The organism is Pseudomonas sp. AN-B15 (assembly GCF_019056475.1).
In the GTDB taxonomy this organism is placed as follows: Bacteria; Pseudomonadota; Gammaproteobacteria; order Pseudomonadales; family Pseudomonadaceae; genus Aquipseudomonas; species Aquipseudomonas parakoreensis.
Map to the genome: position 1 here is coordinate 4,444,175 of NZ_CP049737.1, position 24,476 is coordinate 4,468,650.

Here is a 24,476-nt window from a genome sequence, read left to right on the forward strand (position 1 = left end):
CTGGACGGTGTAGTTTCTAGGTTGCATCAAACCGGATGACAAGTAAACTGCCAAGTGTAATTTCCCTCTTTCTCTGCCGAAGCGTACTTATGACAGCTGCACAGCGCCTCACCGACCGCAAACGCGAAGCCATCATTCAGGCGGCGATTGCCGAATTCCGGGCCAACGGGTTCGAGATCACCAGCATGGACAAGATCGCGGCCACCGCCGGGGTGTCGAAGCGCACGGTGTACAACCATTTCCCCAGCAAGGAAGAGCTGTTCGCCGAAATTCTCAACCAACTCTGGGCGCGGATTACCGAAGAGCAGACGGTGTGCTACCGCGCCGATCAGCCGCTGCGCGAGCAACTGCTGCCCATGTTGCTGGCCAAACTGCAGATGATGGCTGATGACAATTTTCTCGGACTGGCGCGGGTGGCGATCGCTGCCACCATTCATTCACCGGAGCGCGCGCAAGACATGGTGGCGCGCATGGGTGAGCGGGAAGAAGGCCTGACAGTGTGGATTCGCGCCGCATTGGCCGATGGTCGGTTGAAGACCGTGGATGCCGATTTCGCCGCGCAGCAGGTGCAGGGACTGTTGAAGTCGTTCGGTTTCTGGCCGCAGATTTCCATGGGTTTGCCGCCGCTGGATGCAGACACGCAAAAAGCCGTGGCCGAGTCGGCACTGGAGATGTTTCTGGCACGTTATCAGCTCTGAACCGGCCTTTTCGGCACCCGCCCGGCGTCACCGACTCGAACTTTGAAAAAACCGGAAACGTACCGACGCGCAATTTCTTGTACAACTTAATTTGGTTTGTATAAGATCGAGCCGTCAGCCTGGATGCTGGCACTTTGCAGTCAATGACAAATGCCGACCCGGCATTTGCTCTGCCAGCGCGGAAACAGGGACACAAACCTCGTCTTTCCCTACTTCCAGGTACTGCCTCTATGTTTTTCAAACGCCACCAGTCCGAACTCAACGATCTTCAACACACCATCACTGAACAAAACGGCCTGCTTGAAGCGATCAATCGCTCCATGGCGGTGATCGAGTTCGACCTTGACGGTGTGGTGTTAAAGGCCAATGACAACTTCCTCAAAACCATGGGTTACCGCGCCGAACAGGTGATCGGCCAGCCGCATCGCTTGTTCTGCACTCCGGAGTTTGGCCGCAGCGCGCAATACACCGAACTGTGGTCGCGCCTGAAAAACGGTCAGTTCCAGTCCGGCACCTTCGAACGGATCAACAGCCAGGGCCAGCCGATCTGGCTGGAAGCCAATTACAACCCGATCAAGGATGCCTCGGGGCGTGTGGTCAAAGTGGTCAAGTTCGCCATGAACGTGACGACCAAGGTGCAGCAGGAAAGCGAGGCCAACGCCAAACTGCAGGCAATCGACCGGGCGATGGCGGTGATCGAATTCGACCTCGACGGCGGCATTCTCACGGCCAATCAGAATTTTCTGACACGCATGGGTTACACCCTCGCTGAACTCAAGGGTAAACATCACCGTTTGTTCTGCCGCGCTGAGCTGGTCAACAGCAGTGCCTACGAGGACTTCTGGCGACGCTTGAATCAGGGTGAACTGTTCCAGGGCCAGTTCGAGCGCGTCGACAAGCGCGGCCAGAGTATTTGGCTGGAGGCCAACTACAACCCGGTGTACGACGCCGCGGGGCGTTTGTGCAAAGTGGTGAAATTCGCCACGGACGTCACCGCCCGCGTCGAGCAGCACGAGCACGATGCCCGTAGCGCCAGCGCCGCTTATCACATCTCCGTGGAAACCCGGAAAGTCGCCGAGCAAGGCACTCAGGTGATCCAGCAGGCGGCCAGCGAAATGCGCGAGATTGCTGACGACATCGCGCAGTCATCAACGCTGATCGCGCAACTTGGCGAACGCTCGGAGCAGATCACCGCGATCGTCAATACGATCCGCGCGATTGCCGACCAGACCAATCTGCTGGCGCTCAACGCGGCAATTGAAGCGGCTCGCGCCGGGGATCAGGGCCGCGGTTTTGCCGTGGTGGCGGACGAAGTGCGGCAACTGGCGGCGCGCACCAGCGGCTCGACGGCGGAGATTTCCAACATGATCGGCCTGATCCAGAGCGAGACACGGCAGGCGATCAAGAGCATGGAAGGCACCCGCGGGCGGGCGGCGCAAGGCGTTGAACTGGCGGATCAGGCCGGCAGCGTGATTCTGCAGATCCGCGATGGCGCCAGTGAAGCGGTGCAGGCGGTGAGCATGTTTGCCAATGAGCGGGCGCCGGGCTGAGAGACCGCGTCGCGGCTTTCGCGAGCAGGCTCGCTCCCACAGGTTCCGGGTTGATCACAAGTTAAGTGATCGACTCATCAATCCCTGTAGGAGCGAGCCTGCTCGCGAACGGGCCATCAGCCTCGATGCAGGGCTATAGTGACCTCCAGTCCCAAGTCCTGCCGAGCCCACCATGACCACAGAAAAACCCGATGTCCCCGCGCCCGCCCCGGTCGATCACCTGCGCTTCCACCGCCCCCACGCTCACCTCAACACCACCTTCGGCAACGACGCGTTCGCCCTGCGTGCCGAGGCCTTCGCGCGGTTCTTCGGCACGCCGCTGTTTCTCGGCGCGCAAACGCTGATCGTCGCAGTGTGGATCGGCCTAAACGTCTCGGGCGTGACGCAGTTCGACGTCTACCCGTTCATCCTGCTCAACCTCGCGTTCAGCCTGCAAGCCGCCTACGCCGCGCCGTTGATTCTGCTGGCACAGACTCGACAGGCCGCGCGGGACAAGGCGCAGTCGGACGCCGACGCGCAACACCGTGAAGCGCTGGCGGTGGCCAACAGCGAGCGCCAGGCGCAGGCCGCACAGACCACCGCGCAACTGCTCGAATTGCTGGAACAGAACACCCGACTCACCGAGATGACCAAGAGCCTGACTGAACGCATCGAAGGCCTGACCCGCGAACTGCATGCGCACATCTGCCAGGATCCGCAACGCTGATCATGGCAAACGCAGCGCCCGCCCCAATTCATCGAACAGCGTGACCACCGCGCGCAACGCGCGGCAGTCCGCGCGGGTCAGCAGCCACAGCGCGGTGTCATAGCCGTGCAGCGGTTCGCTGAGGGGCTGCAAGCCTTCCGTGATCAGAAAGTCCGGCAACGCCGCCACGCCGAGACCGCCGCGCACCAGTTCCGTCACCGAGAGCATGCTGTTGCAGCGATAACTCGGGATCACGCCGGGCAACTGTTGGCGGCGCCAGGCGACGGTCGGGTGATCCGGCAGAAACTCGTCCGGGGCGATCCAGGTCAGCGCTGCCAGATCCGTCGCATCCACATTCTGCAGATAACGCGCACTGGCGCAGACCCGGTAGGAGACCTTCGCCAGTTGCCGTCCGACCAGATGCTCCGGCGGTGTACGCGTCAGGCGCAGGGCGATGTCGGCATCACGCCGGCTGAGGTTGGCGAAATCGTTGGAGGTGCTCAGCTCGAGAGTCAGCGCCGGGTAGTTCGGCATGAACTGCGCCAGCGCCGGCAACAGCAGGCCTTGCAGCACCGAATCGGTACAGGTTAGGCGCACCGTACCGCTGACCACTTCCCCGCCCTGCTCGACACCGATTCGCGCCGCTTCCAGCGCCTGCTCGGCGCGCTCGGCCTGCTCGGCCAGCGTCTGCGCGAGGGTGGTAGGCAAATAACCGGCGCGGCTCTTTTCGAACAACTGCTGGCCCAGCGCCGACTCCAGACGACGCACTGCGCGAAACACCGTCGACACGTCGACCCTGAGCAACTGCGACGCCCGGGCCAGAGAGCCGCCGCGCACCAACGCAAGGATCAGCGCCAGATCCGGGTAGTCGAGTCGATAGTGCGTCGCTGCATTGATCACTTGGGAAAACGCCAATATTGAGTGCGTGAACGCCAATCTATAGTGAGCCCCGGTGATCGACAACTGCACACATTCACCGTGGTGAGGGGATTCATCCCCCGATGGACTGCGCAGCAGGCCTTGTTTGAGGGCCGCTTCGCGCCCCGTCGGGGATAAATCCCCTCACCACAGAGGTTTACTCACTCAAATCCAGGAAATTCCATGGACGCCATTTCCATCGCCCTGATCGGCGATTACGACCCGCAAGTCACCGCCCACCAGGCGATCCCCGTTGCCCTCGGCATGATCGCCGAGCAGTCCGGCCACAATGTGCAATTCGACTGGCTGGCCACGGAGCAAATCCACCCCGATACACCATTGGCACACTACGACGGCTTCTGGTGCGTTCCGGGCAGCCCCTACAACAGTGAGGCCGGTGCACTCAGGGCGATTCGTTTTGCCCGCGAACAACAGCGCCCGTTCCTTGGTACCTGCGGCGGTTTTCAGCATGCGCTGCTGGAATTTTCCCGCAATGTGCTGGGCTGGGCCGATGCCGAGCATGGCGAAACGTCACCGGATTCGCCGCGAGCGGTACTGACACCGCTGACCTGTTCGTTGGTGGAGGCGGTAGACAGCATTCATCTGGTCGCCGGTTCGTTGATCGCCAAGGCGTACGAAACGTCTGAAATTCATGAAGGTTATCGCTGCCGATTCGGTGTGAATCCGCAGTTCGAACAAGAATTGCTGACCCCTCCGCTACGCGCCGTGGGGCACGATTCGGCGGGCGACTTGCGCGCGATCGAATTGACTGACCATGTGTTTTTTGTCGCCACGCTGTTTCAACCGGAACGTGCGGTGCTCAACGGCCAGATCCCACCGTTGGTGCGGGCGTTCGTCGAAGCGTGCGTGGAGCAACGGCAATGAAACCGGCCCCAACCTGCTTCGCGGTGATTTTCACCTCGACCCGTACCAAGGGTGACAACGGTTACGCGGCGGCCTCCGAGCGCATGATGGCGCTGGTCAGCCAGCAACCGGGGTTTCTCGGGATTGATTCGATTCGCGGGGAAGATGGCGTCGGCATCACCATTTCCTACTGGGAGAACGAGGCGGCGATTCTGGCCTGGCGCGAACATCCCGAGCACCGGGTGATTCAGGCGCGCGGGCGGGCGCAGTGGTATTCGACGTTTCAGACGCGGGTGTGTCGGGTGGAGCGGGAGTATCGATTTGGGTAGGGAGTTGGGTGGGGTTCTCTCTGGCCTCATCGCTGGCAAGCCATCTCCCACAGGTACTGCGTGATCTTCAGAACAACGAATAACCTGTGGGAGCGTGGCTTGCCCGCGATGCGGCCAGTAGCGTCAATACAAAAACCTCAGCCCTGCACCAGACTGCGCACCGCCACAATCTCCGGCACCTCAACCTTGCTCATGTACACCCGCAACGGCTCGGTGATGTTGATCCGCTCGTCGATGTTCTGGTCCAGCAGCAACTGAATCAGCTCGCGTTTAAGCGTCATGGTCTGCGGCGTCACTGGCGCCCAGACAAATTCATTCACAGGAATAATGCCGTCATCGGCCACGTCCATGCCGAACGAATCTTCGCTGAATCGCACGATGTACTGACCGGTCTTGCGGTTGAGGCCGACAAAACCCTTGAGGTCATCGGCGGCCTGACAGATGAGTTGGGAAGTGATGCGCATGGTAAACCTCACGAAAAATCATCGATGGTTTACACGCAGGGCAACAGACTCGGCGCGCCCTCTGCCGGAGCGTCTGCCGAGGGCAAGCGTACTGCAAACCGCGCCACAAAAGTGCAGGAAAAATCGCTTTTAATACGTTTATGTCGGTCTGGCGATAGCACGCAATCGCTTCAGTTGTTAAAAGGTACGTCTTTGAAAATGCCCTGCGAAAGGAACTCGAACATGCCCGCCACTTTCACCAAACGCGCCCTCATGCTGAGCCTGATGCTCGGTCTCGGCCAGGCCCACGCCGCCGCGACTGACGTCAACGAGCTTGCCGCCGCCCATGGCATCCCGCATCCAGCCGTGATCGCGCACCGTGGCGCGTCCTTCGATGCACCGGAATCCACCGCCGCCTCCTACAAACTGGCCCGCGACCTTGGCGCCGACTACCTGGAAATGGACTTGCAGCGCAGCAAGGACGGCGTGTTGTTCGCCCTGCACGACAACAACCTGCAACGCACCACCGACGTCGCCACCAAGTTCCCCGAGCGCAAGGACAGCCCGGCCACCGCCTTCACCATGGCCGAACTGAAAACCCTCGACGCCGGCAGCTGGTACAACAAGGCTTACCCGGATCGCGCACGTCCGACCTATGCCGGACTGAAAATCCTCACCCTTGATGAAATCATCGACATCGCCCAGGCCAACCCGAAACACAAGCCCGGCCTGTACATCGAAACCAAGGAACCGCAACTGTTTCCGGGAATCGAGCATGACCTCAAAGAGAAGCTGCAAGATCGCGGCTGGCTGAGCCCGGCCGGTTCGAAGCTGGCGAAAAGCGAACTGGGCGTCGGCCAGGGCAAAGGCAAAGTGATCCTGCAGACTTTCGAGAAGAACAGCCTCGAACTGCTGCAAAAGGAAATGCCGCAAGTGCCGAAAATCCTGCTGCTGTGGGTCGGCGAAGGCAGCATCGAGCCAAAATCCAAGGTGAGCTTTGCCGAGTCCGGCGAGAAGGACAAGAACGTGTTCTACGGCAAGCAGGAGCCGAAGTCCGAAGCCGAATTCAAGCAATGGGTGGATTTCGCCAAGGCTCACGGCGCCATCGGCACCGGTCCTTCTGCCAAGTTGACCAAGGGCGGCGATCAGAGCTACTCGGATCTGGTGCAACCGTGGATGAACCAGTACACCCACGATCAGGGCATGCTGGTGCACGTGTACACCGTCGATGAGCCGGTGGACTTCGAGAAAGTCATGGCGGCCGGGGTTGATGGCATCTTCACCAACCGCGCCAGCGAACTGTTGAAGTTCTACAAGCGTCCAGCCAGCGCCAGTGTCGATCAGGTGTTGAAGAACAACGGGTTCTGATCTGCAAAACCGAGGTGCCCTTATCGCGGGCAAGCCACGCTCCCACAGGTTTTGTGTCGGGCATGGCTTGTCCGTTTTGTATTCGGGGTTTTAAGGGTGAATTAAGTTGCGGTGGTTAACCTGAGCCCACTTCAACGAACAACCCAAGGAATGAGCCGATGAAAACTTTGACTGCCCTGTTTACCGCCGCTGCCCTGACCCTGACTGCTGGCCTGGCCCAGGCCGATGTGCGCGTCGACCAGATCCCTGAGCTGGTCAAATCCGGCAAGATCAAGTCGCTGGAATCGATGAATGCCGAAGCGCTGAAACTGCATCCGGGTGCGACCATCACCGACACCGATCTGGATAACCACTTCAACGGTTACGAGTACGAAGTCGAGCTGAAAACCGCCGACGGCAAAGAGTTTGACGTCGACTTCGATGCCACCACCGGCAAGGTGCTGAGCAACAAGCAAGACACCTGATACACCGCCAACGCAAAGCCGCACGATCCCGGATCCTGCGGCTTTTTTGCGTCCGTTGCCCGGCGAATCACGCGGATGCCGCCTGAAGGGATGCCAAAATCGCCATCAGACGGCTAGTATGGCGACCATCAGATAAACAATTGCAGCCGAGAGCGATGGGCATGGGGCAGACAGCGGCAACAGACATCGCAACGATCGGACGGATCAGCGCGGTTCCGGCGATTCTTCAGGTGATTCGCGAACTGACCGGCCTGCGCTTTGCCGCTGTGGCGCGGGTTACCGAGGAGTCGTGGACAGCCTGCGCCGTCCTCGACCAGCTGGATTTCGGCCTGCAGGTCGGTGGCGAACTGGATGTGGTCACCACGCTGTGCCACGAAATCCGCGCTGCCCACACTTCGGTGGTGATCGACAAGGCCAGCGAAGACCCGCTCTACCGCGATCATCACACCCCGCGTCTGTACAAATTCGAGAGCTATATCTCGGTGCCGGTGTTCCGCACCGACGGGCGCTTTTTCGGCACGATCTGCGCCCTCGATCCGAACCCGGCACAGCTCAAGTCCAGCAGCATCCAGAGCACCATGGAGTCGTTCGCGCGGATGCTTGCGTTGCAGATCGAAGCCGAGGAAAACGCGCAGCTCACCGAAACCGCGTTGTTGCAGGAGCGCGAAACCGCCGAGTTGCGCGAACAGTTCATTGCCGTGCTCGGCCACGACTTGCGTAACCCGTTGTTCGCGATCAGCGCCGGCGCCGAAATGCTCCTGCGCAAGCATCCGGATCCGGCCATCGAAGTGCGGGTACGCAATATCCTCGGCAGTGCGCAACGGGCAACCCGGCTGGTGGATGACGTACTCGACTTTGCTCGCGGACGCTTGGGCAAGGGCATTCCGGTGAATATCCAGCCCTGCGCCGATTTGACCGAAGCCGTGCAGCAAGTGGTGACGGAAATTCGTAACGTGCATCCGCAGCGCACCATTCACGCGTCCATCGGCGACTTGCAGGGCTTGCCCTGTGACCGCGCGCGGATCGCTCAATTGCTATCGAACCTGCTGGCCAATGCGGTGGCCCATGGTGACCCGGCGGGTGACATTGAGGTCATCGCGCAAGTCGAGCACGACGTGTTGATGCTGGCGGTGAAGAATCAGGGGCATATTCCCGAGGCGGTTTTGCCGCATCTGTTCCAGCCTTACTCGCGCCCAAGCGCCAGCACGCCACAGGCCGGGCTCGGTCTGGGGCTGTATATCGCCAGTCAGATCGCCCAGTCCCATGGCGGGCATTTGCATGTGGCGTCCACCGCGCAGAGCGGCACGCTGTTCACCTTCAGCCTGCCCACTGCCTGAAACACCACAAACTCAAATCCACCACAGATCCCTGTGGGAGCGAGCCTGCTCGCGAAAGCGGTCTGTCTGCCACATCTGAGGCGACTGGCACTGCGCCTTCGCGAGCAGGCTCGCTCCCACATTGGACCTTCAGTGCTTTTGAGAAATCAGGCCGACGTGCTGACCAACGACCCCGAGCTGCTCGACCCGGAATCCTGCAACGCCTGCAACAAAGCCGCCGTCGCGGTCTGCAACGAAGCCGAGGTGCTGGAGATCTGCGACTCGGCGGAGGCTACGTCAGCCGCTTTGGCATCAGCGTCTTCCTGCTTGGCCTGAGCCGCTTGCAGCGCTTGCTGTTGCTCCTGCAATTGCTTTTGCAGCTCGGCGATCTGCTTGCGCAGTGCTTTCACCGAATCCGATTCACCGCTGCTGTCGGAACTGCTGTCGCCTGCCGGAGCCGCGCCCCCGCCGGCCGCGACTTTGCTGGTATCGGCGCTGACGCCTGCGCTGCTGGTTGCAGTGGCCGAGGTGTCGTCACTGGCGTCGCTGATTTTGGTTTTGCTGGTGGCGGTGCTGACGGTCTGATTGATCGAAACGGAGGTGATGCTGACCATGGGATGGCTCCAATGCCGGTTTTAGATAACCGGCCATCGGCGGCAGTCGTACGGATTTGAGATCGACTGTGTACCGACTCGGTAACCGAATCGGTACACGTCGGCGGACGTCAGGCGCTCAGGCGCGCGGTGACTTCGTTGAGTTGCCCGGACAGGCCATGCAGATTCTGGCTGGCACTTTCGGTGCGCTGCACGCTGTTGAGGTTAGTGCTGGCAATCGAGGTGATCTCGGTCAGGTTGCGCGAGATGTCTTCGGCCACCGAGGTCTGCTCTTCGGCGGCGGTGGCGATCTGGCGGTTCATGTCGCGGATCGCTTCCACCGCATGGGTGATGCGCTCCAGCATCGCACCGGCCTGGGTCACTTGCTCGACGCTTTCGTCGCTGCGCGCCTGACCGCTTTCGATCGCTTGCGCAGCGTCCACGGCACCGGTCTGCACGTTCTGAATGATCTGGTTGATCTCGATGATCGACTCGGCCGTACGCTGCGCAAGGTTGCGCACCTCATCGGCGACCACCGCGAAACCGCGTCCGGCCTCACCGGCCCGCGCCGCTTCAATCGCTGCGTTGAGCGCCAGCAGGTTGGTCTGTTCGGCGATGCCGCGAATCACTTCCAGCACCTTGCCGATGCGCCCGCTGTCGCTTTCCAGGCGACGAATCACTTCAGCGGTGTTGGCGATTTCGCCACGCATCCGGGTGATGCTGTGGATGGTGCCCTGCATGACCTTTTCACCCTGCTGGGCGGACTGGTCGGCATCGTCGGCAGCCCGCGCCGCATCCGCCGCATGCCGGGCGACTTCCTGGGCGGTGGCGGACATTTCGTTCATTGCCGTGGCCACCTGATCGGTGCGGTTGAACTGCTCGTTGGTGCCGCCGGCCATGGTCGTGGCGATCGCATTCAGTTCGCCGCTGGCGCTGTCCAGATCACTGGCACTGCGTTGCAGGTGAGTGAAGGTTTCAGCGAGGAAATCGCGCAGGGTATTGGCGGCAGCCGCAAGGTTGCCCAACTCGTCCTGGCGGGCGTTGGCGACGCGTTCGGCAAGGCGCCCACGGCTCAACTGGGTGACGTAATCGATCAGTTTGCGGATCGGTTCGATCAGGTTGCGGTTGACCAGCCACAGGCTGAGCAAACCGATCAACAGACCGGAACCGAGCATCACCACAATCCCCAGCAGCACGGTGCTGTCGGCATTGGCACTGATCTGCGCCGACTGTTCGGTGCCCTGCTTGCGCAGCTCGGCGACCAGTTCGCTCATCTGATCGCTGGTGGCGCGGTCCACGCCTTTGACCGCACTGTCGCCAGCCGCTGGATCGGCACCGGCCGCGACGTAGGCATCGCGACCCTTCTGGTAGGCGCTGCCGAGTTGGCGGTGCTCTTCACGCAGGCGTTCGATGCGGGACTTCAGCGCCGGCTCCAGGCCTTTCTGGCCGGCCAGTTCACCGAGAATGCTCTGCACATCGCGCTGACGATCTTCGAACTGGCTCCAGTATTTGGCCAGGTCCGCCGGTTGCTTGCCGCGCAGCAAGACGTTTTTCCACTCCTGCACCTGCACCTTGAATTGCAGGTTGGCCTCGTCGATCAATTGTGAGGTGTGCAAGGGGCCGGCGATCAACTGGCTGTAGTTCTGCACGCCATTGGACAGGAAATGAAAGCAGGCCAGTGCGATCAACAGCATCGCCAGCAGGCTGCCGCTCAGCAGGGCGAGAATTTGTGCTCTCAGGGATTTTTGCAGCATCGCGAGATACTCAGGACAGGGATGAGGCACGCCCGATAAGGCGTGGAATTTTGCCGGACATCCGTGTCGGCGAGCCTTGGCTCATGGCCAAGCGCGCGCAACGTAACCCAAGCGTGATCGGCGCACCAGAGCGCTTCTTGAAGGAAATCCGACCGCCGGTAAGGCATTGATCTGGCGTCACTTTATCGTCACACAAGTGTCATATCCGGTTGCGATGATGCGGCTCAGGTGAATCTGAAAACTCCACGCCAGACGCCCTCCTCGCAGCGAGCCTCCATGAACCACAGCCTCGACCTCAGTCATCGCGATCCTGATTTGTTCGGTCTGCTTTACGGCTTCCGTTTTCGTCCTGGTGAGCGTGGCCGCGAAGTCGATTCGGCGACCGCCCTGCGTTGTCTGCAAGACGACAGCGACCGTGATGAATTCCTCTGGCTGCACCTGAACCTGGCGCACGCCGCGTGTGAGCGCTGGATGAAAAGCCATCTGCAATTGCCCGAAGAGTTTTTCGAGGCGCTGCACGAAGGTTCGCGCTCGACGCGCATCGAGCACGTGGACTCGGCGTTGCTGGCGGTGGTCAACGACGTGGTGTTCAACCTCAGCAGCATGGTGTCCTCGGACGTGTCGACGCTGTGGGTCTGTGTGCGCAGCAAACTGATCGTCAGCGCACGCCTGCAACCGCTGCACTCGGTGGACAAACTGCGTTCGTCGGTGAAGGCCGGCGAATGCTTTCGCTCACCGTCGGAACTGCTGGTGCACCTGCTGCGCGATCAGGGCGAAGTGCTGACGCAGATCGTGCGCAAGACCAGCATGAGCGTCGATCAGGTCGAAGACGAATTACTCTCCTCGCGCCTGTCGACCAACCGCGCCGAACTCGGTGCCAACCGTCGGGTGCTGGTGCGCCTGCAACGCCTGTTGGCGCTGGAGCCGGGCTCCTTGCTGCGCTTGCTCAACCGGCCGCCGGCGTGGCTGCAGAAGGAGGACGTCAAGGAGCTGCGCAAGTCCACCGAGGAATTTGCGCTGATCATCAACGACCTCACCGCCCTCGGCGAGCGGATCAAACTGCTGCAAGAAGAAATCGCCGCCAACCTCAACGAACAGAGCAACCGCACGCTGTTCACCCTGACCGTGGTCACGGTGCTGGCGCTGCCGATCAACATCATCGCCGGCTTCTTCGGCATGAACGTCGGCGGCGTGCCGCTGGCGACGGATCCGGAAGGGTTCTGGATTCTGGTGGCGCTGGTGGCGACGTTTACCGTGATTGCCGGGCGCTGGGCGTTTCGCAAGCGTGGGGATTACTGACCACCGAACCTGATGTCCAGCACAGTTCCCCTGTGGGAGCGAGCTTGCTCGCGAAGACGGAATATCAGGCACCATCATTGTTGAATGACACACCGCTTTCGCGAGCAAGCTCGCTCCCACAGGGATCTGCTTCAGCCTTCAGATCAGTGGTGGAGCTAAAAACCCAAACACTGATCTATCGCAGTCTCTCTGTAATATTTAGCAACGATCATGACGAACAAACCTTCCCTCGCTCAGGATTGTCCGCTCATGGCTACTCCCTCCCTGACCGCCGCCCGCCCCACGTCCGCCCACGGCGGCCGGCCGGCACTTGATAAGAAACCCGGTCCGTTCACTTACGTGGTGTTCTTCGCGGTTCTGGCCATGGGCATGTTGTTCACCGCTTACAGCCTGATGCACGACATGCATGAGCTGGGCACCACCGTCACCACCTGGACCCCGTTCCTGTTGCTCGGCGTCGCGTTGCTGATTGCGCTGGGCTTCGAGTTCGTCAACGGTTTCCACGACACTGCCAACGCCGTCGCGACGGTGATCTACACCCATTCGCTGCCGCCGAATGTGGCGGTGGTCTGGTCGGGCTTCTTCAATTTCCTCGGGGTGCTGCTGTCCAGCGGCGCGGTGGCGTTCGGCATCATCGCCCTGCTGCCGGTGGAGCTGATTCTGCAGGTCGGTTCGTCCGCCGGTTTCGCGATGATCTTTGCCCTGCTGATCGCGGCAATCCTGTGGAACCTCGGCACCTGGTGGCTGGGCCTGCCGGCCTCCTCTTCCCACACGCTGATCGGCTCGATCATCGGCGTCGGCGTGGCCAATGCCCTGATGCACGGGCGCGACGGCACCAGTGGCGTGGACTGGGCGCAGGCAACCAAGATCGGTTATGCGCTGTTGCTGTCGCCACTGGTGGGCTTCGGCTGCGCGGCGCTGTTGCTGCTGGCCATGCGCGCCTTCATCAAGAACCGCGCGCTGTACAAGGCGCCGCAAGGCAACAACCCGCCACCGTGGTGGATTCGCGGTTTGCTGATCGCCACCTGCACCGGTGTGTCTTTCGCCCACGGCTCCAACGACGGGCAGAAAGGCATGGGCCTGATCATGCTGATTCTGGTCGGCACCCTGCCCATGGCTTACGCCTTGAACCGCACCATGCCCGCCGATCAGGCGCTGCAGTTTGCCGCCGTCGCCGAAGTCACTCAGCAAGCGCTGGTGAAAAACACCCCGCTGCCAGCGCCGGTCGATCCTCGTCCGGTGCTGTCGGATTACGTGCGCAGCAAGCAAGCCACGCCGCAACTGATCCCCGCCCTCGCCGCCCTGACCGGGCACATTGGCGAAGAGGTCAAAGGCTATGGTTCGCTGTCGAAAGTCCCGGCCGAAGCCATGGGCAACGTGCGTAACGACATGTACCTGGCCAGCGAAAGCATTCGCCTGATGGAGAAGAACAAGGTCGGCAACTTCGACGCCGACACCACGGACAAACTGCAACTGTTCAAGCAGCAGATCGACAACGCCACACGCTTCATTCCGCTGTGGGTGAAGATCGCCGTGGCCATCGCCTTGGGCCTCGGCACCATGGTCGGCTGGAAACGGATTGTGGTGACGGTCGGCGAAAAGATCGGCAAGACCCACCTGACCTACGCCCAGGGCGCCTCGGCGGAAACCGTGGCGATGCTGACGATTGGCGCGGCGGACATGTTCGGTTTGCCGGTCTCGACCACCCATGTGCTGTCATCGGGCGTGGCCGGGACCATGGTCGCCAATGGCGGTGGCTTGCAGATGAAGACCATCCGCAATCTGCTGATGGCGTGGGTGCTGACGTTGCCGGCGGCGATTCTGCTGTCGGGCAGCCTGTACTGGCTGTTCACCCAAATCTTCTGATCCCCACAAATCCTCTGTAGGAGCTGCGGCACGCTGCGATCTTTTGATCTTGTTTTTTACAAGCAAAATCAAAAGATCGCAGCGTGCCGCAGCTCCTACAGGTGAAGTCGGTCAGAGCGTCGAGCGGATGACCTCCCCCAACCACTCCATGAACACCCGCACCCGCAGCGGCAAATGCCGTTGCCGCGCATACAGGATTGCAATGCCCATCGCCGGTGCCGTGAACTGCGGCAGCACCGTCACCAGCTCCCCGGTGTCCAGGTGCGGCTGCATGCCGGTGCGCGGTACCTGAATCAGGCCGAACCCGCCAAGACAGGCCGACTCATAGGCATCAGTGCTGTTGACCGTGACACTGCCGGCCATCGGCAGGCGCCGCACCTGACCGTCCTGTTCATACACAAACCCTTCCGAGCGCGAACCGAGCACGCCGACGTAATGCACCAGTCGATGCTGCGCCAGATCCTCCAGCGTCTGCGGCACGCCGTAGCGTTCAAGGTACGCAGGGCTGGCGCAGTTGATCATCGGGAAGTCGCCCAAATGTCGCGCCACCACCGACTGATCCGGCTGCGCGCCGATGCGCACCACGCAATCGAAGCCCTCGCTGAGCAGATCGACGCGGCGGTCGGTGCTGCTGATCTCCAGTTCCAGATTCGGGTGGCGCGCCATGAACTCCGGCAGCAGCGGCATGATCAGGCGTCGCGCCAGGATGTTCGGCATGTCGACACGAATCCGCCCGCTCAGCGACGCTGGATCCTGGCGAAACAGCCCCTCGATCTCGTCCATGTGCGACAGCAGATCCTTGCTGCGTTCATACAGCACCAGACCGTCCTGCGTCGCCTGCACCTTGCGCGTGGTGCGTTGCAGCAGGCGCGTGCCAAGCAGGCTTTCCAGCGCCTGCACATGCTCGGACACCGTCGAGCGCGGCAACCCGAGACTCTCGCCGGCCAGGGTGAAACTCGACAGTTCGCTGACCCGGACGAAGGTGCGCAGCAGTTCCAGTTTGTTCATGAGGACACCCGCTGATTGTTCGGCTGTTCCGATCAGTGATTCCGGTTTCAGTCTGTTTATCACCCCACGGCGGATAAATAAACTTTGCTCATCACCACTCACCGCAATCGAGGATTTCACATGAGCCGCAAAATCGCATTGATCACCGGCGCCAGCCGTGGCCTGGGCAAGAACGCCGCCCTGCACCTCGCTGCCGAAGGCGTGGACATCATCGGCACCTACAACAGCCGCGCCGATGAAGCCGAGGCGCTGGTGGCTGAACTGGAACAACGCGGCGCCAAAGCCGTGATGCTGCAACTGGATGTGGGCCGCAGCGACAGCTTTACCGATTTCGCTTCGCGGGTTGAGCAGGCGTTGCAGCACTTTGATCGTCCGCGCTTCGACTTCCTGATCAACAACGCCGGGATTGGCGTGCACGCACTGTTCGCCGAGACCACCCCTGAACAGTTCGACCTGCTGATGAACATCCAGCTCAAAGGGCCGTTCTTCCTGACTCAGCAGCTGCTGCCGCTGATCAATGACGGTGGACGCATTATTAACATCTCCAGCGGCCTGACCCGCTTCAGCCTGCCGGGCTACGCCGCCTACGCAGCGATGAAAGGTGCGATGGAAGTGTTGACCCGCTATCAGGCCAAGGAGCTGGGGGCGCGGCAGATCGGCGTGAACATTCTGGCGCCGGGCGCCATCGAGACGGACTTTGGCGGCGGCGCGGTGCGCGACAACGCCGCGTTGAACGCGATGGTTGCGAGCAACACCGCACTGGGACGCGCCGGGCAACCGGATGACATCGGTGGCGCGCTGTCGATGCTGCTGGCGCCGGGTGCGCAGTGGATCAACGGGCAGCGGGTTGAGGCGTCGGGCGGGATGTTTCTCTAAACCCGACACGCCCCTGTAGGAGCTGCCGCAGGCTGCGATCTTTTGATCTTGTTTTTAAAAAATCAAAGTCAAAAGATCGCAGCCTGCGGCAGCTCCTACAGGGTTCGGATTAGCTCTGACAGACGCTGCGCTGCACAAACCGCTCGCGCACCACGTCATACCCCCAGTGATACATATAGGTGTACGGAAGGAAAAACAGCAGCACGCCGATGTCCAGCAAGAACGCCTGCCACAGGCTGACCGACAGCCACCAGGCAATCAGCGGCACGCCCATCACGATCAACCCGCCCTCAAACAGCAGCGCATGGATCACCCGCGTCCAGGGGTTGTGCCCCAGGTTCAGGCGCTTGAGCGCCCGGTCGAAGAGTCCGTTGAACAGCACGTTCCACGCCAGCGCCAGCACGGCGATCAGCACGGTCACCGCGCCCATGTCGAGCAACGGTTTTTGCATGATCCACGCCAGCAACGGTGTGCAGATCAGGATCGCCAGACACTCGAAACCGATGGCCTGGAAGATACGTTCAGTGATGGATTTGTTGGCAGTCATGGCCTGACTCCTTGAGTGAAGAGGGTTGCCATGATCCGCCCTCATACCGATACTTCATAACCAATAACCATCGACCAAGGCGATAGTTCATGGCTTCGCAGGAAGTGCTATTGGCGTTTGTGCAAGCGGCCACTCAGGGTTCGTTCTCGGCGGCGGCGCGCAAACTGGGGCGCAGTCAGTCGACCATAAGCACCGCTGTGGCCAGCCTGGAAATCGATCTGGATCTGATGCTGTTCGACCGCAGCAGCCGCAAACCGACCCTGACCCCGGCCGGCCATGTGATGCTGCAACGGGCCGAGGCGATTCTGGCGGCCAACCATCGTATGGCAATGAGCGCCCGGCAACTGGCCCAAGGTGTCGAGCCGAAGCTGACCGTGGCGATTTCCGACACCTATCAATCGGCGCGCTTCGAAGCGGCGCTGGTCGACTTCGAGCAGCGTTATCCGGACCTGGAACTGGAATGCCTGATCGCCGAGTGCGACGACCTGATCGAACTGGTCCAGCGTGGCCGCGCGCACCTGGCATTTGCCGAAATGCGCGACAGCTACCCGCCGGACCTGGTGACCTCGACCGTGGCCGAGCACACCGACATCGCACTGTTCGTCAAACGTGATCATGTGCTGAGCGGCATCCAAGGTGTCGATCAGCAGGTGCTGGAGCAGCATCGCGAGTTGCGCCTGGCGACCATCGTCAATCCCTACGACAGCCGCGCCAAAGGCCGGGTGTGGTCGGCGCCGAGTTACCTGATGCTGATGGAGATGGCGGAAATGGGCTTTGGCTGGGCGGCGCTGCCACGCTGGCTGGTGGGGCGTTTCGGCAATGGCTCGCTGGTGGAGCTGACGGTGCGTGGCTGGCCACGGCCGGTGTATGTCGATGCGTTGTGGTCGCGGGTCTATCCGCCGGGGCCGGCGGGGAGCTGGTTGCTGAGCAAGATGCTGGAATAGCGGCGCCGCCAATCGCTGGCAAGCCAGCTCCCACAAGTACCGAGGTGTTCATTAACTTTGTGTACGGCGCAGACACTGTGGGAGCTGGCTTGCCAGCGATGAGGCCGGCACTGCCAATGAATTCCCCGGATCAATCCAGTTCGCTCAGCCGCCCCTCGATAAACCGCCGCTCCGGCTCCTGCCGGGTCAGTTCCAGTGCTCGCCGGTACGCCGCCCGCGCCTGCTCTACCCGACCCAACTGCCGACAAAATTCCGCCCGCGCCGAATGCGCGAGGTGGTAATCCTGCAATTCGCCGCGATCCAGAATCCCTTCGATCAGCGTCAGCCCGGCCACCGCCCCATCACGCTTGGCCACCGCCACGGCGCGGTTCAATTCGATCACCGGCGACGGCACTGCGCGCAACAGCACGTCGTAGAGGCCAACGATCTGCTGCCAATCCGTTTGCGCCGCTGACGGCGCTTCGGCATGCACCGCAGCAATCGCCGCTTGCAGGCAATACGGACCGAATCGTCGCGTACTCAGCGCGCGTTCGATCAGCCTGCAACCTTCGGCAATCAGCCCGGCATCCCAGCGCGAGCGGTCCTGGTCGTCCAGCAGAATCAACTCCCCCTCCACGGAAGTCCGCGCCGAGCGCCGCGACTCATGCAACAGCATCAACGCCAAGAGTCCCATAACCTCCGGTTCCGGCAGCAATTCCATCAGCAACCGCCCGAGCCGGATCGCCTCACGGGTCAGATCCTCGCGGGTCAATTCAGCGCCCATCGATGCCGAATAGCCTTCGTTGAACACCAGATAAATCACCCGCAACACACTGTCGAGGCGCTCGGGCAGCTCGCTCAGGCTCGGCACTTGATAAGGGATTCTGGCGTCGCGAATCTTCGCCTTCGCGCGCACGATGCGCTGAGCAATCGCCGCCGGAGCCGAAAGAAACGCGCGGGCGATTTCCTCGGTGGTCAGGTCGCAGACTTCACGCAGGGTCAGCGGCACCTGCGCATCCGCCGCCAGTGCCGGGTGACAGCAGGTGAAGATCAGCCGCAAGCGGTCGTCTTCCACGTCTTCGCCACTCCAGTCGGCCTGTTCCAGTGCTTCGAGCTGCGCGAGCAACAGCGGCTGCGAGGCCTTGAAGCGGGCGCGGCGGCGCAACACATCGATGGCCTTGAAACGCCCGGTGGACACCAGCCAGGTGCGCGGATTGTCGGGCACACCGTCGCGCTGCCAGCGCTCGACCGCGACGAAGAACGCCTCGTGCAAGGCTTCTTCGGCGAGATCGAAATCGCCGAGCAGGCGAATCAGGGTTGCCAGAATCCGCCGCGAGTCTTCGCGATAGACCTGCTCGACCCGCGCCCGGACTTCAGACATTCAACTGCCGCACCGGACGCACTTCGACGCTGCCGACCCGGGCCGCCGGAATGTGGCCGGCGACCTGAATCGCTTCGTTCAGATCCTTGGCATCGATCAGGTAAAACCCGGCCAGTTGCTCCTTGGTTTCAGCGAACGGGCCATCGGTAATCGACAGTTTGCCGTTGCGCATGCGCACCGTGGTCGCGGTCTGCACCGACTCCAGCGCTTCGGCGGCAACCATCCGCCCGCTGCCCTGAATCGACTCGGCATAGGCCCAGCACTCGGCGTCTTCCGGGCTGTCGGGCGAGGTGTGCAGCAGGCGCTCATCGCTGTAGACCAGGCATAAATACTTCATGGCGTTCTCCTGAATCGAACGGATCAACTATGGCTGAAGATCAGGGTTGCACATCGAACAGCGTGCTGCCGCTCATCGGATCGAACGGCGCCGACCAGTGCTCGTGGACAATCTTCCACGTCCCGTTCACTGGTCGATAACACGCGGTAGCGCGCATCCAGCAGCTCTGGGTTTCGCCCTTGTCGTTGGTCCCCCCGCAATGCGTGACCCAATGGGCGAAAGCGAGGTTGTCGGCGGTCTCGATGGCGATCTCGTGAAACTCGAAAACGTGCGGGCCGGGGCACATTTGCATGCAGGCTTCCCAGTGCGCGCGATAAGCCGCCTTGCCCTTGAATTGCAGGGCCTTGATCGCATCGAACGAGACGATGTCGTCAGCGTACAACGCCATGACTTTGTCGACGTTCTTGGTCATCACCGCTTCGCGATAAGTGTTGATCAGGGCCTGGATTTCAGTGTGTGCGCTCATGGTGTTCTCCGTAGTTTATGTAGTGAAGACACCCTTAGTCGTTCGGCCATCGGGCAGATCGACAGTCGAAACAAAAAATTTCCGCCAAAGACAAAATCGCTAGAATCCGAAGCTCACCTTTGTAGGAAAAAGGAAATTCCCGTGCCAGCCCAACTCGTGCCGTACGACAGCCTGAACGCCTTGCAGCGTCAGCAGGTCGAGGCGATTGAAATCCATCCCGAACAGATCAAGTTTTCCGGCGACATTCACGGTGCGCTGCACACGCTGCTGTCCAAACCTGGCCCCGGCGTGAAAGGCTTTGCCCTGCTGGCCGATCAAGTGCCGGTGGCGTTCCTGCTGCTCAAGCGCCCGCCGGTGTTGCCGGCCTGGGCCGATGAACACAGCGCCACCCTGCACGCCTTGCAGGTCGATCACCGCGCGCAAGGCAAGGGGTATGGCAAGGCCTGCCTGCAAGCGTTGCCCGACGTCGCGCGTGAAGCATGGCCGGAGATCAAAGGGCTGGAACTGTCGGTGGATGCCGATAACGACGCGGCGATCGCGCTGTACGCCAAACACGGTTTCGTCGACAGCGGCGAAGCGTACAAGGGCCGGATCGGTTACGAGCGGCGCATGGGGCTGTTTTTCTAAATCATCGAGGGATGCACGATGATCGATTCAATCGAAGCACTGGAAGCTATTTACGGCCTGCCCCACGAGCACGCGGTGCGCAAGCAGATCGGTTTTCTCAACGAGGATTATCAGGCGATGGTGCGGGTCTCGCCGCTGGTGATCGTCAGCTCGGTGGGCGCCGACGGCCTCGACAATTCGCCACGCGGCGATGCGCCGGGATTTGTCCGGATCATTGACCAAAACACCCTGGCGCTGCCGGATCGCCCGGGCAACAACCGCATCGATACCTTGCGCAATGTGCTGCAGGATCCACGGGTGTCGCTGCTGTTCATCATTCCGGGGATCGGCGAAACCTTGCGGGTCAACGGCACCGCGACCATCAGCGCCGATCCCGAACTGCTGGATAGCTTTGCGGTGAACGGCAAACCGGCGAAAACGGTGTTGCTGGTGACGGTGGAGGCGGCGTTTTTCCATTGTTCGAAAGCCTTTGTGCGTTCAGATGCGTGGAACCCCGAGACTCACCTGCTGCGCTCGGCCCTGCCCTCTGCGGGCGCTTTCCACAAGCGTCTGAATGATGGGCAGTTTGATGCCGAGACGTACGATCGCGAAGCGCCGAAGCGGGTAATCGACACCCTTTACTGATCCACCACCGACCCTTTTGTAGGAGCTGCCGCAGGCTGCGATCTTTGATCTTGATCTTCTCAACAGCAAGATCAAAAGATCGCAGCCTGCGGCAGCTCCTACAGGTTTTGATTGGTGATGACTTAGAGCGTGAGGATCATCTCGTGCCACGCCATCCCGCCATGGTCGGACTCCGACGGTTTGATGTAGGCAAAACCAAATCCGGCATACAGCGGGATGTGCTGTTCCTTGCACATCAGATGAATCGTCGCCTTGTCCATCCCGCGCATGCGCTCGATGAATTCGGCCATCAATCGCTTGGCCAGGCCCTGCCCTTGATAGTCCGGGTGTACCACCACCGACATGATCACCACGTTCGGCCCTTTCGGGTCGTGGCCGATCAGTTCCTTGAACGCCTCGTCGGACATCTGCACGTCAAACGCCGCGCCCGAATTGATGAACCCGGCGACCACGCCCTCCACTTCGGCGACGATAAAACCCTCCGGCCAGGTGGCGATGCGCGTGGCGATCTTTTCGCGCGTGGCGGCTTCATCGCCTTCGTAGGCAACGGTTTCGATGGCGTAGCAGCGGTCCAGGTCGGCGGCGGTGACATGGCGGATGACGGTGTTCATGGCAGCTCGAAAATCAGCGGAGAAAAGTGCGCAAAGCATAAAGGAATAAGGTGTGCATATCGATCCGCGCGGGGGGCGTAAAGCCTGCGTATAAGCGCTTTTCTTCGCGCCGGTGACAAGCTATTCCTGCGGTGTGTCTCTGATCATCCTTGGGGGTAACCGCTTATGAGCAGCGTTGAAATCGGCCTGTTGATGGTGTTGGGCATCAGTACGTTCGGCTTTATCACCTTGGGCATCGACCTGTTGCGGGCGCGACGGCTGGGCAAGGGCAAGCGCGGTTGAACAACATGAGGCGGATCAGTGATCCGCCTCATCGTCATGGTTCAGGCTTTGGTATCGACCGGCACGCAGATTTCCAGTTTGCCGGTGTGCAGTCGCGGATTGAAATCGGCGCTGTAGCGTTCCAGCTCCGGGGCGTTGAGCTCGACATAGTGGGAAGTCGGCAGCCAGGTTTTGTAGATGTATTGCAGAGTCTGAGGTAACTGATCGAGCGGTCCCTTGTGCTCGAACACGGCGTACTGACGAGGCAGCACTTCGACCCACTGATAGACCTTCTGGTCGAGGTCGTCGAGCTTGCTGATTTCCACCCCGGCGATGTAATCGAAGCCACCCTGGCCGTCGAAATTGCTGCAGACGCCGTAGGTCACTTCGTTTTTTTGTCCCTGTATCTTTCCCAGGTGCGGCAAGAACTTTTCCCACAGCGCGGGGATGTCCTTGGCGGTGTCTTGGGTAAATCGCCCACGAAATCCCGCGATCAGCAGGAAGTGTCCATGTTCGAAGCGAGGTTCAGCCACTTCGACGCGTTTTTGCTCATCCATGACTCGACTCCTGGAACAAAAGAAGGGGTTCGGCTGCTGAGTATAGAAGCCAAACCCGATTCGCAATGTCACAAGGCGTGCAACTGGTCGGCAGCCCCTGAGCCAACGAACTCGTTATAACCGGATACGATCACGTACACCGCGAAATAGCAGAAGATCGCTGCCGATGCCATGTAGGAGTAGCGCAACAGCTTGTCGCCGAGCAACTTGCCGCCGTGGCTCGCGGCGAAGCACAGCCCGGCCGACCACAGCAGCCCGGCGCACAGGAAGCCGCCGAGGAACAGCACCGAACTTACAGGGCCACCGCCACCGGAACGGGCGATCAGGGTGCCGCCCACCGCGGCGAACCAGAGAATCGCGCTCGGTGAAGACATGGCGAGGAAAATCCCGCGAAAGAACTCCTTGCGATGCGAGTTCTGCCCCACCTCCGCCGTCGCCGCCAGCTGCGCTTCGTGATGAATCGCCGAATAGATCATCTTCGCCGCAAAGTAGACCAGCAGCGCCGACCCGCCGATCCACAACACCCAGCGCACGCTTTCGTACTGCAGCAACACGGTCATCCCGGCCAGCGCCAACACCGCGTAGATCAGGTCGCCGACGCAGGTGCCGAGGCCCAGCGCGAAGCCCTGAAAGTAACCGCGCTGCATCGCCAGGGTGATCATTGCGATGTTGGCTACGCCGATGTCCAGGCACAGCGAAAGGCTCAGCAAGAAGCCGCTGGTGAATTCCATCTACCGATTTCCTTGGGAAAAATTTGTTTACATGCAGGCTGGACAGTCTGCCATCACAGCCCTTATCTTCCGCCACAGGTCACCGCAGTGACCAGCGTCGCTCGGACGGTTCCGGGCGCTTACGTTATCCGAGGCAACAATGGCTGAACAAGGTTCGCCGCGCCGCTTTGCGCGCATTGATCGACTCCCCCCTTACGTTTTCAACATCACCGCCGAGCTGAAGATGGCCGCGCGGCGCCGTGGTGAAGACATCATCGACTTGAGCATGGGCAACCCCGACGGCGCCACGCCGCCGCACATCGTCGAAAAACTGGTGCAGGTTGCCCAACGTGAAGACACCCACGGTTACTCCACGTCCAAGGGCATTCCACGTCTGCGCCGGGCGATCTCCAACTGGTACAAGGAACGCTACGCGGTCGATATCGACCCGGAAAGCGAAGCCATCGTCACCATCGGTTCCAAGGAAGGCCTGGCGCATTTGATGCTGGCGACCCTGGATCAGGGCGACACGGTACTGGTGCCAAACCCGAGCTACCCGATTCACATCTACGGCGCGGTGATTGCCGGCGCTCAGGTGCGTTCGGTGCCGCTGGTGCCCGGCGTGGACTTCTTCGCCGAGCTGGAACGGGCCATTCGCGGTTCGATCCCGAAGCCGAAGATGATGATCCTCGGCTTCCCGTCCAACCCCACCGCGCAGTGCGTGGAACTGGATTTCTTCGAACGGGTAATCGCCCTCGCCAAACAATACGACGTACTGGTGGTGCACGACCTGGCCTACGCCGACATCGTCTATGACGGCTGGAAAGCCCCGTCGATCATGCAGGTGCCCGGCGCCAAGGACATCGCGGTGGAGTTTTTCACCCTGTCCAAAAGCTACAACATGGCCGGCTGGCGTATCGGTTTCATGGTCGGCAACCCGGAACTGGTCAACGCCCTGGCGCGGATCAAGAGCTACCACGACTACGGCACTTTCACTCCGCTGCAAGTGGCGGCGATTGCTGCGCTGGAAGGCGATCAGCAATGTGTGCGTGACATCGCCGAACAGTATCGCCAGCGCCGTAACGTGCTGGTCAAAGGCCTGCACGAGCTGGGCTGGATGGTCGAGAATCCGAAGGCGTCGATGTATGTCTGGGCGAAGATTCCCGAGGCTTATGCGCATCTGGGCTCGCTGGAGTTTGCCAAGAAACTGCTGGCCGAAGCGAAGGTCTGCGTCTCGCCGGGGGTGGGTTTTGGTGAGTATGGCGATGATCATGTGCGCTTCGCGCTGATCGAAAACCAGGACCGGATTCGGCAGGCAGTGCGCGGGATTCGCGGGATGTTCCGGGCGGATGGGTTAGCACCGAAAGCCGTCTGACGACACGTCACACTGTGGGAGCGGGC

27 protein-coding genes and 1 pseudogene are annotated in these 24,476 nt (G+C 61.1%); 16 read left to right on the forward strand and 12 right to left on the reverse strand.

Features of this window, described 5'->3' with window-relative positions; all coding sequences use genetic code 11:
• The first annotated feature begins 89 nt into the window (after positions 1-89).
• The 3 genes from GTQ41_RS20130 (at position 90) to GTQ41_RS20140 (ending at position 2,954) form a co-directional block, all read left to right on the forward strand.
• Positions 90-698 (forward strand): TetR/AcrR family transcriptional regulator, encoded by a 609-nt coding sequence (locus GTQ41_RS20130; protein WP_047295884.1) that lies wholly within the window; start codon positions 90-92, stop codon positions 696-698.
• Positions 699-928: 230 nt separating this feature from the next.
• On the forward strand, positions 929-2,248 hold the full coding sequence (locus tag GTQ41_RS20135) for a PAS domain-containing methyl-accepting chemotaxis protein (RefSeq protein WP_047295886.1): 1,320 nt from the start codon (positions 929-931) through the stop codon (positions 2,246-2,248).
• A gap of 172 nt (positions 2,249-2,420) precedes the next feature.
• On the forward strand, positions 2,421-2,954 hold the full coding sequence (locus GTQ41_RS20140) for a DUF1003 domain-containing protein (RefSeq protein WP_041066470.1): 534 nt from the start codon (positions 2,421-2,423) through the stop codon (positions 2,952-2,954).
• On the opposite strand, the gene GTQ41_RS20145 is transcribed toward GTQ41_RS20140, so the two are convergent.
• Entirely contained in the window at positions 2,955-3,896 is a 942-nt protein-coding gene (locus GTQ41_RS20145) for a LysR family transcriptional regulator (RefSeq protein WP_047296295.1), read from the reverse strand. It abuts the gene before it with no gap.
• A 138-nt stretch (positions 3,897-4,034) separates the two neighbouring features.
• Between GTQ41_RS20145 and GTQ41_RS20150 the strand changes: the two genes are divergently transcribed.
• Positions 4,035-4,736 (forward strand): CTP synthase, encoded by a 702-nt coding sequence (locus GTQ41_RS20150; RefSeq protein ID WP_047295888.1) that lies wholly within the window; start codon positions 4,035-4,037, stop codon positions 4,734-4,736.
• The gene (locus GTQ41_RS20155; protein ID WP_047295890.1) at positions 4,733-5,044 is read left to right on the forward strand and encodes an antibiotic biosynthesis monooxygenase; all 312 of its coding nucleotides are present in this window, start codon (positions 4,733-4,735) and stop codon (positions 5,042-5,044) included. Before GTQ41_RS20150 ends, GTQ41_RS20155 begins: the two co-directional genes overlap by 4 nt.
• A 137-nt stretch (positions 5,045-5,181) precedes the next feature.
• Here the strand turns inward: GTQ41_RS20155 and GTQ41_RS20160 are convergent, their stop codons facing one another.
• Positions 5,182-5,508 carry a DUF2025 family protein gene (locus tag GTQ41_RS20160; RefSeq protein WP_047295892.1) on the reverse strand — a complete coding sequence of 109 codons (327 nt, stop codon included), beginning with the start codon at positions 5,506-5,508 and terminating at the stop codon, positions 5,182-5,184.
• Between the two features lie 222 nt (positions 5,509-5,730).
• On the opposite strand from GTQ41_RS20160, the gene GTQ41_RS20165 reads away from it, so the two are divergent.
• From GTQ41_RS20165 to GTQ41_RS20175, 3 genes are all read left to right on the forward strand, one after another.
• Positions 5,731-6,855 (forward strand): glycerophosphodiester phosphodiesterase, encoded by a 1,125-nt coding sequence (locus tag GTQ41_RS20165; RefSeq protein ID WP_047295894.1) that lies wholly within the window; start codon positions 5,731-5,733, stop codon positions 6,853-6,855.
• Positions 6,856-7,013: 158 nt separating this feature from the next.
• Positions 7,014-7,319 (forward strand): PepSY domain-containing protein, encoded by a 306-nt coding sequence (locus tag GTQ41_RS20170; RefSeq protein ID WP_007917758.1) that lies wholly within the window; start codon positions 7,014-7,016, stop codon positions 7,317-7,319.
• A gap of 161 nt (positions 7,320-7,480) precedes the next feature.
• Complete coding sequence (locus GTQ41_RS20175) at positions 7,481-8,656, forward strand: GAF domain-containing sensor histidine kinase (RefSeq protein ID WP_047295896.1); 1,176 nt, start codon at positions 7,481-7,483, stop codon at positions 8,654-8,656.
• A gap of 146 nt (positions 8,657-8,802) precedes the next feature.
• Here GTQ41_RS20175 and GTQ41_RS20180 read toward each other — a convergent pair whose 3' ends face one another.
• Together GTQ41_RS20180 and GTQ41_RS20185 are read right to left on the reverse strand one after the other, a co-directional pair.
• Positions 8,803-9,249, reverse strand: a complete 447-nt coding sequence (locus GTQ41_RS20180) for a hypothetical protein (RefSeq protein WP_047295898.1) — start codon at positions 9,247-9,249, stop codon at positions 8,803-8,805.
• 110 nt (positions 9,250-9,359) lie between these two features.
• On the reverse strand, positions 9,360-10,982 hold the full coding sequence (locus GTQ41_RS20185; RefSeq protein ID WP_047295900.1) for a methyl-accepting chemotaxis protein: 1,623 nt from the start codon (positions 10,980-10,982) through the stop codon (positions 9,360-9,362).
• Positions 10,983-11,258: 276 nt separating this feature from the next.
• Here GTQ41_RS20185 and GTQ41_RS20190 point away from each other — a divergent pair, with 276 nt between their 5' ends.
• The 3 genes and pseudogenes from GTQ41_RS20190 to GTQ41_RS20195 all read left to right on the forward strand — a co-directional run bounded on the left by GTQ41_RS20190 (position 11,259) and on the right by GTQ41_RS20195 (position 14,147).
• A complete protein-coding gene (locus GTQ41_RS20190; protein ID WP_041066447.1) occupies positions 11,259-12,281 on the forward strand; it encodes a transporter in 1,023 nt (340 codons plus the stop codon).
• A pseudogene (locus tag GTQ41_RS28840) lies at positions 12,278-12,406 on the forward strand (metal ABC transporter ATP-binding protein); the annotation flags it as partial. The gene GTQ41_RS20190 and the pseudogene GTQ41_RS28840, both read left to right, overlap by 4 nt.
• 124 nt (positions 12,407-12,530) lie before the next feature.
• Positions 12,531-14,147 (forward strand): inorganic phosphate transporter, encoded by a 1,617-nt coding sequence (locus GTQ41_RS20195; RefSeq protein WP_047295902.1) that lies wholly within the window; start codon positions 12,531-12,533, stop codon positions 14,145-14,147.
• Between the two features lie 111 nt (positions 14,148-14,258).
• On the opposite strand, the gene GTQ41_RS20200 is transcribed toward GTQ41_RS20195, so the two are convergent.
• Entirely contained in the window at positions 14,259-15,155 is an 897-nt protein-coding gene (locus GTQ41_RS20200; protein WP_047295903.1) for a LysR family transcriptional regulator, read from the reverse strand.
• Between the two features lie 120 nt (positions 15,156-15,275).
• Between GTQ41_RS20200 and GTQ41_RS20205 the strand changes: the two genes are divergently transcribed.
• Positions 15,276-16,031: an SDR family NAD(P)-dependent oxidoreductase gene (locus GTQ41_RS20205; RefSeq protein ID WP_047295904.1), complete on the forward strand. Its 756-nt coding sequence runs from the start codon at positions 15,276-15,278 to the stop codon at positions 16,029-16,031.
• Positions 16,032-16,140: 109 nt separating this feature from the next.
• Here GTQ41_RS20205 and GTQ41_RS20210 read toward each other — a convergent pair whose 3' ends face one another.
• Complete coding sequence (locus tag GTQ41_RS20210; protein WP_047295907.1) at positions 16,141-16,578, reverse strand: multidrug/biocide efflux PACE transporter; 438 nt, start codon at positions 16,576-16,578, stop codon at positions 16,141-16,143.
• Positions 16,579-16,667: 89 nt separating this feature from the next.
• Between GTQ41_RS20210 and GTQ41_RS20215 the strand changes: the two genes are divergently transcribed.
• Positions 16,668-17,522: a LysR family transcriptional regulator gene (locus tag GTQ41_RS20215; RefSeq protein WP_047295909.1), complete on the forward strand. Its 855-nt coding sequence runs from the start codon at positions 16,668-16,670 to the stop codon at positions 17,520-17,522.
• Positions 17,523-17,652: 130 nt separating this feature from the next.
• On the opposite strand, the gene GTQ41_RS20220 is transcribed toward GTQ41_RS20215, so the two are convergent.
• From GTQ41_RS20220 to GTQ41_RS20230, 3 genes are read right to left on the reverse strand one after another with little or no spacing between them, the layout of a single operon-like run.
• Positions 17,653-18,882, reverse strand: a complete 1,230-nt coding sequence (locus tag GTQ41_RS20220) for an RNA polymerase sigma factor (protein ID WP_047295911.1) — start codon at positions 18,880-18,882, stop codon at positions 17,653-17,655.
• Positions 18,875-19,219 (reverse strand): YciI family protein, encoded by a 345-nt coding sequence (locus GTQ41_RS20225; protein WP_003227360.1) that lies wholly within the window; start codon positions 19,217-19,219, stop codon positions 18,875-18,877. The genes GTQ41_RS20220 and GTQ41_RS20225 overlap by 8 nt, the downstream gene beginning before the upstream one ends.
• Positions 19,220-19,259: 40 nt before the next feature.
• Positions 19,260-19,685, reverse strand: a complete 426-nt coding sequence (locus GTQ41_RS20230; RefSeq protein WP_047295913.1) for a nuclear transport factor 2 family protein — start codon at positions 19,683-19,685, stop codon at positions 19,260-19,262.
• Between the two features lie 141 nt (positions 19,686-19,826).
• Here GTQ41_RS20230 and GTQ41_RS20235 point away from each other — a divergent pair, with 141 nt between their 5' ends.
• The gene (locus GTQ41_RS20235; protein WP_047295915.1) at positions 19,827-20,312 is read left to right on the forward strand and encodes an N-acetyltransferase; all 486 of its coding nucleotides are present in this window, start codon (positions 19,827-19,829) and stop codon (positions 20,310-20,312) included.
• A gap of 18 nt (positions 20,313-20,330) precedes the next feature.
• A complete protein-coding gene (locus GTQ41_RS20240; protein WP_047295917.1) occupies positions 20,331-20,936 on the forward strand; it encodes a pyridoxamine 5'-phosphate oxidase family protein in 606 nt (201 codons plus the stop codon).
• 122 nt (positions 20,937-21,058) lie between these two features.
• Here the strand turns inward: GTQ41_RS20240 and GTQ41_RS20245 are convergent, their stop codons facing one another.
• The 3 genes from GTQ41_RS20245 to GTQ41_RS20255 form a co-directional block, all read right to left on the reverse strand.
• Positions 21,059-21,547, reverse strand: a complete 489-nt coding sequence (locus GTQ41_RS20245; RefSeq protein WP_047295919.1) for a GNAT family N-acetyltransferase — start codon at positions 21,545-21,547, stop codon at positions 21,059-21,061.
• A gap of 323 nt (positions 21,548-21,870) precedes the next feature.
• On the reverse strand, positions 21,871-22,365 hold the full coding sequence (locus tag GTQ41_RS20250; protein WP_007969356.1) for a GyrI-like domain-containing protein: 495 nt from the start codon (positions 22,363-22,365) through the stop codon (positions 21,871-21,873).
• A gap of 68 nt (positions 22,366-22,433) precedes the next feature.
• A complete protein-coding gene (locus GTQ41_RS20255) occupies positions 22,434-23,096 on the reverse strand; it encodes a LysE family translocator (RefSeq protein ID WP_047295921.1) in 663 nt (220 codons plus the stop codon).
• Positions 23,097-23,235: 139 nt separating this feature from the next.
• Here GTQ41_RS20255 and alaC point away from each other — a divergent pair, with 139 nt between their 5' ends.
• On the forward strand, positions 23,236-24,450 hold the full coding sequence (alaC, locus tag GTQ41_RS20260) for an alanine transaminase (protein WP_003227374.1): 1,215 nt from the start codon (positions 23,236-23,238) through the stop codon (positions 24,448-24,450).
• Positions 24,451-24,476: the final 26 nt, after the last annotated feature.